Consider the following 11284-nt stretch of genomic DNA (forward strand, 5'->3'; position numbering starts at 1 on the left):
CCAGCTGGCGCTGTTTCTCAGCCCGCAGCTCATCAAGCCGCTGGTACAGACCGGCCACGTAGCTGCGCTCGTGATCCAGTTCGTGCCGGGCCACAGACGTTTCATGCATATTGCGTTTCCCTCTCGCCAAGGCAGACCGTCAATTCTACAGTGCCTTATGGCTTTTGGCATGACCAGGTAAACGGACAGTGGCCTCCCGGCCGGGGCTGATCAGCGATTCGGTGAGGCAGGTGTAGACCCAACGGCGCGCACCTTTGCCGCTCGGTACACGGACACACTTGGCTCCCCTGTCAACCAGAACCGCCAAGGATACAGCAAACTTCCGCCGTCACCGCTGACACCTACCCGCGGGCCGGTGGACACGTCACGCACAGCTTCCCCACCGGCGGTCTCCGGAAGGTCCAGCCTGAGACTGCCGGTGAATACATCGGCGCCGTCAAGGGAACGGTCAATCCCAAGCGCCTGTGCCAGCCGCGCTGGCCCGCGGGCCAGGTCCCTGTCCGTGCGGGGAAAGCCGCGCCGCTTGCGCGCCGTCTCCAGCCCGTGCATCACCTCACCCGCGCGCAGCAGCAGCCCGGTGGCCTGGCCTGGAACCCCGCAAACCACATTGGCGCAGTAGTGCATCCCATAGGTGAAGTACACGTACAGATGCCCCGCTTCCCCGAACATCGTGGTGTTACGTGCGGTCTGTCCGCGGAAGGCGTGGGAGCCGGGATCGCCTGAACCCATGTACGCCTCCACTTCGGTGACGCGCACCGTCACCGGCTCCGCGCCGTCGTCGTGCGTTAACAGCGCACCCAACATGAGGGGCGCGACGGCGGTGGCTGGGTATGCCAGCCGGCTGCGTTCGTGTCTGGAATCCACCGATCGACCGTATCAAGGCCTGGCGGGGCCACTCCACGGTGGTGTCCGATTTCCGCTAGCTGCATGTCCGGCGGCCTGCGAGGATGGAGCTATGGACTTTTGGCAGCGCTACCGGGCGATCGATTCGCGTGACACCCGCTTCGACGGGCAGTTTGTCACCGCAGTGGCAACCACGCGGATCTACTGCCGCCCATCGTGCCCAGCGAGGACCCCCAAACCGGCTAACGTCACCTTCTACAGCACGTCGGCCGCCGCCCACGAAGCCGGCTACCGTGCGTGCAAGCGCTGCCTCCCGGAGGCCGTTCCCGGCACGCCGGACTGGAACCTCCGTTCGGACACGGCTGCGCGGGCAATGCGGCTGATTTCCGACGGCGAGGTGGACCGCCACGGCGTGCCGGGGCTTGCGGCAAGGCTGGGTTACTCAACCCGGCAACTCGGCCGGATCCTGTCACAGGAGCTTGGGGCAGGTCCGCTTGCGCTGGCCCGGGCAAGCCGGGCGCAGACCGCACGGGCGCTCCTCACGGCCACTGAGCTGAAATACTCCGACATTGCCTTTGCATCGGGCTTCAACAGCATCCGCCAGTTCAACGAAACAGTGCAGGAAGTGTTTGATCTGTCTCCCTCGCAGCTTCGGGAGCGCAGCCGCATGATCACCCACCCAGAAGCTGGGGCCGGACCGCACACGGCGTTGTCGCTGACACTTCCGCTGCGGCGCCCGTATGACCGCGGCATCTTTGATTTCCTGCGTGTCCGCTCTGTGGACGGGGTTGAGCAGGCGGGGGCTGACACGTACTCCAGGCTGGTGCGGCTGCCGGGAGGCGAAGGATGGTTCAGCGCCCGGCACGGCGCCGTCGGGCTGGATGTTTCAGTCATGGTGGAGAAGCTGAAGGACCTCCCGGTGCTGCTATCCCGGATCCGCCGCTTGTTTGACCTCGATGCTGATCCGGAAGCCATCGACTCGATCCTGTGCACCGAACCACGCATGGCGGAACGCATCCGCCTGCATCCCGGTATTCGGCTTCCGGGCGCTATGGATCCGCAGGAGATCCTTATCCGGGCCATGATCGGGCAGCAAATCACCGTAGGGGCGGCGACCACTGGCCTCAACCGCCTCGCCGAACTTGGCGCGCCGTCGGCGTTGAACCGGCCAGGCCTCAACCGGTTGTTTCCGACGCCCGCAGCCCTGGCCGAGGGAGCAGGCAGCCTCCTCAAAGGGCCGGCTCGCCGCACATCAAGCATTCTTCGGGTAGCCGAAGCTCTGGCTGACGGAAGTCTGCACATTGGGGTGGAGGACAGTCCAGCCGAGCTCGCGGAGAAACTGCTGCCGCTGCCCGGAATTGGCCCCTGGACGGTCCGCTATGTGGCCATGCGGGTGCTGGGCGCCACCGATATCCACCTTGGCAACGATGCTGCGGTGAGAAACGGCTGGGCACGCCTGACCGGGGCGGCTGGCAGTCCGCCCGAGGCTTCCACGCTCCTTGAGCAGTTCAGTCCCTGGCGGTCCTACGCCACCATGCATCTCTGGCGGCTTGCCGCCAAAAAGACAGTAAAGGCACCCACATCATGACTGCACGCATTTCCACCGTGTCCACGCCGAACGGCCCGTTCACCATCATCGAGCGCGACGGCGCGGTGATTGCCTCCGGCTGGACGGCCGAACCTTCGGAGCTTACCGGCCAGATCCATCCAACCCTGCGCGGCGGCACCCCCGTCCAGGTCGCGGAGCTGGGCACGATCACGAAGGCGGTGCGCTCCTATTACGACGGCGACCTGGCCGCCATCGAAACGGTTCCGGTCCACCAGTTGTCCGGGCCCTTCCGGAGCCGTGCGTGGGATGTGCTCCGCACGGTGCAGCCCGGACAGCCGGTCACCTACTCGGAGTATGCAAAACTGGCGGGAAATGCGGGCGCTGTCCGCGCCGCCGCGGGGGCCTGCGCGAAGAACGCGGCCGCGCTGTTTGTGCCATGCCACCGGGTGATCCGGACGGACGGGTCGCTCGGCGGGTTCCGGTGGGGGCTGCCGGTCAAGACGAGCCTACTGGAGCACGAAAAAGCTAACCGCTGATGCTGGCGCGGTAGAAGTCCTCAAGCGCGTGCAGTTTCCGGGCGCTGGCGTGGGGCTGGCCACCGCCTAAGGCAACGTCCACGGCGTCCAGATGGGCATGCCACTGTGCCATCAGCGCGTGGATTGCTGCCGGCTCTTCCACCACGTGTCGAATGGTCACCAGGGTGGCGTTTCCAATGGTCGTGAAGTCCACTTCGGCCTGCTCAACCCGGGTCTGCTGATCCGGGTCCGACGTCACAGCGTCCTTCACCATGGGCAGCTTCGCTTCATACCTGCGGTCGAAATGGACCATGGTGACGCCCTCAGCAACCTCAACAGCGCCCATTGTGTTGGAGAGGCCAAACTCGGCGGCGTAAGCATCCCGGGTTGCTGCCCAATCATCGACGGGATGGACCTCGTGGCCGGCAGCGACGTCGTCGAGCGCTGAAAGAATGAGCTGCCAGCCGGCCGCGCCCTCCGTCATGAAATCGGCTGTGCCGGAGCGTGCACGCAGCTGAAGGAGGGTGCCGCCGTCGCTCTCAAGCACCCGCCATTCCAGGATGGATTCGCCGCCAAGCTCGTCATCCCAGGTGATCTGCAGGCTCGTTGGCGGATTGAGCTGCAGGACTGACCCGGTGACTACTCCCCCACCCAGTTCCAGGGAATATTCTTTGCCCAGCTCCCATGCGGCCGCGAGCGTACCGAGCCAGAGATGGACTTTGGCGGGATCGGTGAGCAGATTCCAGATAAATGAGCGCGGGTAGTCATACTGACGGTCAAAGGCGAGCACATAGCCGTCACGAAGCCGTTCGATTCTTCCTAATGGCGCAACCGCCCGGTCGGTTGAGGCGTCCATTGTCGATTCCATGTCTGGCTCCCGCGGTTGGTTGCTTCACAACCTATCGCAGCCACGCGGAACTGGTAAGGGGTCCGGACCGGCGCAGGTTGCGCTGGCAGGTCTCCCAACGACGCGAGCACCGGGTTTGGGTGACTCAGTGATAAGTCTTGCTGACCTATTGCATTCGAATTTATCTTCGAATAGAATTACGGTATGGCAATCGCTTCGCTGGAATACACGCAGACCCCTGTGGATGTTCTCACACGCATGCGGTCGGAATTGGTGGATCTCACAGAAGGTTTCGCACGGGAATCAGAGCTGGCCAGTACTTTTGACTTGGCGCAGACCGTTGCGGGGATTGAGGAGTTGTCCCGTGTGGTCGAGCACCTGCAGGTCCTTGGTGCGCATGCTTTGGAGCGGGAGAACGTTGCGGTGGTCGGCGAGTCACGGCGGCCTATCGACTGGGTAACACCTGCACAAGCCACCCGGACCGACACCACTCAGAAGCGCGGCGAGTTCCGGGATGCCGCGGACTACCTCAAATCACGGCTGCGGATCAGCCGTTCCGAAGCCCGCCGCCGGCTCCGGCTTGCACAGGCGGTGGTTGCCACCTCGCTTCCGCTCACCGGCGAGCAAGGCACTCCGCCATTGGAGAAGCTTGGAGCTGCGCTGGCTGAGGGAACCATCAACACCGCAGCGGCAACCCTGATCGCCACGGGTATTGACAGGGTCCGTTCGGCTGGAGCCACCCCGGATGACCTGTTGGCCATGGAACGGTCACTGAGCAGCCAGGCCTGCGAGTCGGACACCGACCTGGTGCGGGAGGTCTGCCGGTACTGGGAAGCAGCACTGGACCCCGACGGACGCGAACCCTCCGAGGACTACCTCCGCACCCGCCAGGGAGTGTTCCTTAAAGGAACCCGCAACGGACTGCACCGAATGGAAATCATCACCACCGATGATCAATTCGAAGTCCTGACCACCACCATGAACACCGCCACCAACCCCCGGATCAACCACCACAGCACGAGCACCAGCACCGGCGCCGGCACCGGCACCAGCACCCAGGAACCTGCCCCGCTGGACCAGCGCACCCGGGCACAACAACTATTGGACGGGCTGACCGGCGCCTGCCGGCTGGCACTAGCGACCAATAAGCTTCCTGCCACCGGAGGTCACCGACCTCAGGTGATGGTCACCATCGACTACCAAACACTCATCGGAGAGATCCCGGGCGCAGGACACACCATGTTCGGCGGCCCCATCAGACCCAAAACCGCACGCCGCATCGCCTGTGACGCCAATATCCTTCCTATCCTCCTGGGCGGCAGCGGCGAAATCCTCGATCTGGGTCGCGGCCAACGATTCTTTAACGCCACCCAACGGCGAGCCCTCATGACACGGGACAAAGGCTGTGCCTTTCCCGGCTGCACCATCCCGCCGATCTGGTGCGAAGCACATCACATCACACCTTGGTATGCCGGCGGAACCACAGACACCGATAACGGCGCTCTTGTCTGCGGACACCACCATGATCTGCTCGAAGACGGCAACTGGACAATCCGGGTCCAGGACGGCATCCCGTGGTTCATCCCGCCGCCCTACATCGACCCGGACCAAACACCCCGCCGTAACAAGGCACACGGCGCCTACGCAGGGATGGACGTGAGTGCTCCCATCGCGGATTCAATCGACACATCTGGTTCAGATGGTAGAGCCCACACATTGAATACAGCCGAGCAAACCCAGGCACCCAGAGCAGCTGCGTCTTCCGCCAAACAACCCGGATCGGAACGTTGGAACACTTATCCGACGCCCTGGCCAACGCTGGATGACATTCCGCCGCCGTGGTGAGAAGCCGGCAAGCACGCAGAGCCCCAGCGAGACAGCCCGGCCTACTTCGGTGCAACGCCGGACGGCCACGGAAGCAGATCCGGCAGGGCCACACCATCCGCCGCAGCCGTGGCGTTCAAACCCCCGAGGGGAACACGCCCGGCAAGCCAGGCGGCGATGTCCTGCAGCAGACCGGTGACCACGACCGTGCGCCGTGCGCTGCCCTGCTCCGCGCCGATGGTGACCGGCGGTTGACCTAGCGGCTGCAATTTCAGTGCCAGACCCTCAGGAACACGGGCCTCCAGGAATCCGAGCAGGTACCGGCAGAACGCATCGTCCCAGTCCAACGATGTGCGGCCAGCATTGAGATCGGATGCATGGATGACGAGTTCCCGCCAGAGTGCAAGTGCGCCGTCGTGCACGGTTCCATCCCGGTAGCTGATGCGGCCCCTCCAAGCGGCGCCGTCAAGACCTTTGAAGACGACGACGGCGCTGTCCAACGCCGCTTCCAGCGCTTTCTTTTGCTCGGCTGCTGGCCTCTGCGCCCGAAGCTCGATGCCACGCACCCGACCCTCGTAGCCGCCGTCGTACAACTCGATCAGCTCGCCTCGGGCAGCAAACTGAACCTGCCGCTCCATCGCACGGGAGATCCCTTCGACATGCGCCACCACATACGCACGGTTCCAGCCGGGCAACGACGACCGTGCAGCCAGTCCCTCGTCATCCAGCCCGACTGCCACCTCCCTGAAGTCCTTGGCTGCCGCGGCCAGCCTGGTCGGAAGATCGATATGCGACTCATGGCTCACTGGACATCCTTGTCGTGGGAGGGGTGTTTCTGAAGAGAATACCCCTTACGAACCAGCGAACGGCTGGAGGCCTGCCAACTCCTTGCGCAACGCATCCAACTGCCGTGCCACCGCGGCCGGAGCGGTACCACCCTGCGAATCCCTGCTGTTCAGCGATCCTTCGACAGTGAGCACTTCTCGCACGTTCGGTGTCAGGTGAGTGGATATCCCGGCATAGTCCTCATCGGTCAGGTCCCATAGTTCGACTCCGCGGCCTTCGGCAAGCTTCACCGCAGCACCGGAGAGTTCGTGTGCTTCACGGAACGGAACGCCCTGACGGACCAGCCACTCGGCGATGTCGGTTGCGAGGGCAAATCCGAGCGGGGCCAGCGATGCCAGACGCTCAGTGTTGAAAGTCAGGGTGGCGATCATGCCGGACACGGCGGGAAGGAGCACTTCCAACGTGTCTGCAGCATCGAACACCGGCTCCTTATCCTCCTGAAGGTCCCTGTTGTAGGCCAGCGGAAGACCCTTCAGCGTGGCAAGCAACCCGGTGAGGTTGCCGATCAGCCTGCCGGCCTTTCCACGGGCAAGCTCCGCAACGTCGGGATTTTTCTTCTGCGGCATGATCGACGATCCGGTGGAATAGGAGTCGTGCAGGGTGACAAAGGAGAACTCCTTAGTTGCCCAAATGATCACTTCCTCGCTGATGCGCGACAGATCAACGCCGATCATCGAGGCCACCCATGCAAATTCGGCATAGACATCACGTGACGCCGTTCCGTCAATCGAGTTGTGGGTCGCTGAATCGAAACCCAGCTCCGCCGCAACCGCTTCCGGGTCAAGTCCCAGGGACGAGCCAGCCAGCGCACCGGAGCCGTACGGTGACACCGCGGCACGCTTGTCCCAATCCCGCAAGCGCTGCACATCCCGCAGAAGCGCCCACGCATGAGCAAGCAAATGATGGCTCAGCAGAACCGGCTGCGCGTGCTGCAGGTGGGTCCGTCCCGGCATAGGCACATCGGAATGCCGTTCCGCCTGCTCAATCAGGGCGTGGATCACCGCCAGCACACCGCTGGTGATGATCCGGGCATGCTCACGCAGGTACATGCGGCCCAGTGTGGCCACCTGGTCATTCCGGGAACGGCCCGCACGCAGCTTGCCGCCGAGATGGACACCCGCGCGCTCAATCAGCCCCCGCTCCAACGACCCGTGCACGTCCTCATCCGAATCGGAGGGAACGTACGCACCAGAGCGGACGTCGTCGTCGAGCGTATCCAGCGCCGCCAGCATGCCGGTCAGTTCGCCGTCGTCGAGCAGCGCCGCCCTGTGCAGGACACGGGCATGGGCCCGCGAGCCGGCTATGTCGTGGCGCGCCAGCCGCCAGTCGAAGTGCGTTGACTTGCTCAGCGCAGCCAGTGCATCCGCCGGCCCGCCGGCAAAGCGTCCACCCCAGAGCGAACCTTCGTTGGTTCGGGCCGCCAACGGCTCCGGTGATCGACCAAGGCCGTCCACGGCCGGGCGGAGATCCTGGTTCCGGGCGCTGGAGGTCTCGCCCGGGACGCCGTCGTCGTTCTGTTTGTCGACCACCGTCAGGAACCGGCCCGCTCGTCGCGGCCCGATGCCACCTTGGAGGAGAGTCCGAAGATCTCGATGAACCCGCGGGCCATCGACTGGTCAAACGTGTCTCCGGTGTCATAGGTGGCGAGGTTGAAGTCGTAGAGCCCGACGTCGGAGCGGCGTCCGGTGACCGTGGCACGTCCGCCGTGGAGGTCGAGTCGCACATCGCCCGAAACATAGCGCTGTGTGTCGTCGATGAACGTATCCAGCGAACGCTTCAGAGGTGAGAACCACTGGCCGTCATACACCAGCTCGGTCCAGCGCTGGCCGACCGTCTTCTTGAAGCGTGCCTGCTCACGCTCGACTGTGACGTTCTCCAATTCGCGGTGGGCGGTGATGAGGGCCATCGCACCGGGTGCTTCGTAGATTTCGCGGCTCTTGATTCCCACAAGCCGGTCCTCGACGATGTCGATCCGGCCAACGCCCTGGGCTCCGGCACGGCGGTTCAGTTCCTCGATAGCCTGCAGCGGCGTGACTGCATTCCCGTCAATGGCCACCGGGATGCCTTCCTTGAAGGTGATCACCACTTCGTCGGCGGCAGGCGAAAACTCGGGTGAATCCGTGTACTCGTAAACGTCCTTGGTGGGACCGTTCCAGATGTCCTCCAGGAAGCCCGTCTCCACAGCGCGTCCCCAGACGTTCTGGTCGATCGAGAACGGGTTCTTCTTGGTGGTCTCGATCGGCAGGCCCTTTTCCTCGGCGAAGGCTATGGCCTTGTCCCGGGTCAACGCCAGGTCACGGACGGGTGCAATGCACTTCAGGTCCGGGCCCAAGGTCTGGATTCCCACTTCGAATCGGACCTGGTCGTTGCCCTTGCCCGTGCAGCCGTGGGCAACGGTGGAGGCGCCGAACTCGCGGGCCGCTGCGACCAGGTGCTTGACGATCACAGGACGGGAGATAGCCGACACCAGAGGATAGGCGTCCATGTAGAGGGCGTTGGCCTTCAGCGTGGGCATGCAGTATTCATTGGCGAACTCGTCGCGGGCATCGGCCACATAGGCTTCAACGGCGCCGCAGCCGAGCGCCCGCTGACGGATGGTTTCCAGGGACTCGCCGCCCTGTCCAACATCCACGGCCACGGCCACCACCTCGGCGCCGGTTGCTTCGGCGATCCAGCCGATGGCCACGGACGTGTCGAGTCCGCCCGAGTAGGCAAGGACAATACGTTCAGTCACTGATGCTCCTAAATTGTTGTTCAGTCTCTTGGTTTCAGGGTAATGCTTGGGGATTGCCGGCTGATTCGTGCGCAAACTGCAGGAACCTGGACGCCACGGCGTCTCCTCCAGCTGGATCGCGGGTGACCAGCAGGATGGTGTCGTCGCCGGCAATGGTTCCCAGGATGGACGGCATCACCGAATGGTCAATGGCAAGGGCAAGAAAGTTCGCGGCGCCGGGCGGTGTCCGCAGCACCACGAGGTTCCCCGAGGCCTCCGCAGTCACCAGCAGCTCCGCACACAGTCTGGCCAGGCGGGAGTCCAGGATCTCCTGGGTGACCCCGCTCTGCGGCGCCCGTCCACCGCCCTCCCCTGGAACTGCGTACACGAGGACACCTTCCCGGGCACGCACCCGCACCGCGCCGAGCTCCACCAGGTCGCGGGAGAGGGTAGCTTGCGTCACCTGTACGCCATTGTCGGCCAGCAGGGCAGCAAGCTCCGCCTGCGAGCGCACCGATTCTGAGGTCAGCAGCGCAATGATGCGTGCCTGGCGGGCTGTCTTTGTTGTCGGCTGGCCAGTGGGCTGGGTGCTTGCCATGGCCTACGATCGCTCCATCAGCCAGACCATCAGGGCCTTCTGCGCGTGGAGGCGGTTTTCCGCCTCGTCCCAGACCGCCGACTGTGGGCCATCGATCACATCGGCTGCGATCTCGTAGCCGCGGTAGGCGGGCAGGCAATGAAGTACGACGGCGTCCGGCGCCGCCCGTGCCATCGCGGCGGAATCCACGGCGTAGCTGCGGAACAAGGCGAACCTGGCACTCTTCACCTCTTGGTCCTCAATTTCCTGCCCCATCGACACCCAGGTATCGGTGGCGACCACATCGGCGCCCTGCAGCGCCTCCGCAGGGTCCGTGGTGATCAGCACCGAACCGCCTGTGCCGGCGGCCCGCTCCTTGGCGGCGTCGACAATCCGCGGCTCCGGCAGGTAGCCCTCCGGCCCGGCGATCCGCACGTGCATTCCGGCGGTGACACCGGCCAGAAGGTAGGAGTTGGCCATGTTGTTGGCGGCGTCGCCCAGGTAGGTCATGGTCAAACCCTTGAGTTCCCCTTTATGTTCGCGGATGGTCATGAGGTCCGCAAGGAGCTGGCACGGGTGATAGTCGTCGGAGAGCGCGTTGATGACCGGCACGGTGGAGGAGGCAGCCATCTCCTCCAGATCTGCCTGCGCATAGGTGCGCCAGACAATGGTGGCAACCATCCGCTCCAGCACCATCGCGGTGTCCGTGACAGACTCCTTGTGGCCCAATTGGGATTCCCCGGCGCCCATGATCAGCGGAACGCCGCCCAGATCCGCAATGCCCGTTGCGAATGACACACGGGTTCGGGTGGAGGTCTTGTCGAAGATGACGGCGACCGTCTTCCGGCCGGCACCCTCGCCCGAATAGGTGCCTCTGGAGTATGGGGAGTTCTTAAGTTCAAGCGCAAGGTCGAGGACCTCGGCCTGCTCCGCGGGCGAGAGATCCGTATCGACCAGGAAGTGGCGTGTCATGAATCAGGCTCCTTTGGCTGCAGCGAGAAGGGCGGGAAGTGCGTCAAGGAACGTCTGAGCCTGTTCGCGGGTAATGATCAACGGCGGTGCCAGCCTCAGCGTGCACGGTGTGGGTGCGTTGATGATGAAGCCCCGTAACAGGGCCTCCTGGACCGCGGCGGCAGCGTAATCGCCATCAAGGTCAAAGCCAATGAGCAGGCCCTCCCCCCGGACTTCGGTGACCGCCTCCAGGCCTGCCAGTCCGGCGCGGAGGTGGGTGCCGACGTCGTTCGCGTTCTCCAGCATGCCTGTCGCCTCAAGGGTATGCAGGGTGGCAAGCCCAGCGGCAGTGGCCACCGGGTTGCCCCCGAAGGTAGTCCCATGCTGGCCGGCGGTCAGCATGGTGGAGGTTTCTTCGCCAAAGGTGATCAGCGCCCCTAGGGGGAAGCCGCCGCCCAGCCCCTTTGCCAGTGTCATAGCGTCGGGGACTACGTCTGTATCCTGGTGGGCAAACCAACGGCCCGTCCTGCCGACACCGGTCTGGACCTCATCGAGGATCAGGAGTGCTCCGGCCTTCGCTGTCGCCTCTCGGGCGGCCCTCAGGTAGCCCGGCGGGAGC

General features: G+C 64.2%; 11 protein-coding genes. 3 read left to right on the forward strand and 8 right to left on the reverse strand.

Going from position 1 to position 11284, the window contains the following annotated elements:
* Positions 1–210: 210 nt before the first annotated feature.
* Entirely contained in the window at positions 211–864 is a 654-nt protein-coding gene (locus Y708_RS0115325) for a DNA-3-methyladenine glycosylase (protein ID WP_028280600.1), read from the reverse strand.
* A 91-nt stretch (positions 865–955) separates the two neighbouring features.
* Between Y708_RS0115325 and Y708_RS25525 the strand changes: the two genes are divergently transcribed.
* A complete protein-coding gene (locus tag Y708_RS25525) occupies positions 956–2431 on the forward strand; it encodes an AlkA N-terminal domain-containing protein (protein WP_035776580.1) in 1476 nt (491 codons plus the stop codon).
* Positions 2428–2928 carry a methylated-DNA--[protein]-cysteine S-methyltransferase gene (locus Y708_RS0115335; RefSeq protein ID WP_028280601.1) on the forward strand — a complete coding sequence of 167 codons (501 nt, stop codon included), beginning with the start codon at positions 2428–2430 and terminating at the stop codon, positions 2926–2928. Before Y708_RS25525 ends, Y708_RS0115335 begins: the two co-directional genes overlap by 4 nt.
* Here the strand turns inward: Y708_RS0115335 and Y708_RS0115340 are convergent.
* On the reverse strand, positions 2918–3763 hold the full coding sequence (locus tag Y708_RS0115340) for an SRPBCC domain-containing protein (RefSeq protein WP_028280602.1): 846 nt from the start codon (positions 3761–3763) through the stop codon (positions 2918–2920). The genes Y708_RS0115335 and Y708_RS0115340 overlap by 11 nt on opposite strands.
* Before the next feature lie 195 nt (positions 3764–3958).
* Between Y708_RS0115340 and Y708_RS25530 the strand changes: the two genes are divergently transcribed.
* Positions 3959–5599, forward strand: a complete 1641-nt coding sequence (locus Y708_RS25530; RefSeq protein ID WP_051479050.1) for an HNH endonuclease signature motif containing protein — start codon at positions 3959–3961, stop codon at positions 5597–5599.
* Positions 5600–5640: 41 nt separating this feature from the next.
* Here the strand turns inward: Y708_RS25530 and Y708_RS0115350 are convergent, their stop codons facing one another.
* From Y708_RS0115350 to Y708_RS25535, 6 genes are all read right to left on the reverse strand, one after another.
* Positions 5641–6384, reverse strand: a complete 744-nt coding sequence (locus Y708_RS0115350) for a maleylpyruvate isomerase family mycothiol-dependent enzyme (protein ID WP_028280603.1) — start codon at positions 6382–6384, stop codon at positions 5641–5643.
* 45 nt (positions 6385–6429) lie between these two features.
* Complete coding sequence (gene argH, locus Y708_RS0115355; RefSeq protein WP_028280604.1) at positions 6430–7848, reverse strand: argininosuccinate lyase; 1419 nt, start codon at positions 7846–7848, stop codon at positions 6430–6432.
* Between the two features lie 107 nt (positions 7849–7955).
* Positions 7956–9158 (reverse strand): argininosuccinate synthase, encoded by a 1203-nt coding sequence (locus tag Y708_RS0115360; protein ID WP_028280605.1) that lies wholly within the window; start codon positions 9156–9158, stop codon positions 7956–7958.
* Between the two features lie 34 nt (positions 9159–9192).
* Complete coding sequence (locus Y708_RS0115365) at positions 9193–9735, reverse strand: arginine repressor (protein WP_028280606.1); 543 nt, start codon at positions 9733–9735, stop codon at positions 9193–9195.
* Between the two features lie 3 nt (positions 9736–9738).
* A complete protein-coding gene (gene argF / locus Y708_RS0115370; RefSeq protein WP_028280607.1) occupies positions 9739–10686 on the reverse strand; it encodes an ornithine carbamoyltransferase in 948 nt (315 codons plus the stop codon).
* 3 nt (positions 10687–10689) lie between these two features.
* Positions 10690–11284, reverse strand: a 595-nt coding sequence (locus Y708_RS25535; RefSeq protein ID WP_035776581.1) for an aminotransferase class III-fold pyridoxal phosphate-dependent enzyme, incomplete at its 5' end; no start/stop codon positions are given.

The sequence above is a fragment of the Arthrobacter sp. H5 genome, from assembly GCF_000520595.1.
GTDB lineage: Bacteria > Actinomycetota > Actinomycetes > Actinomycetales > Micrococcaceae > Arthrobacter_D.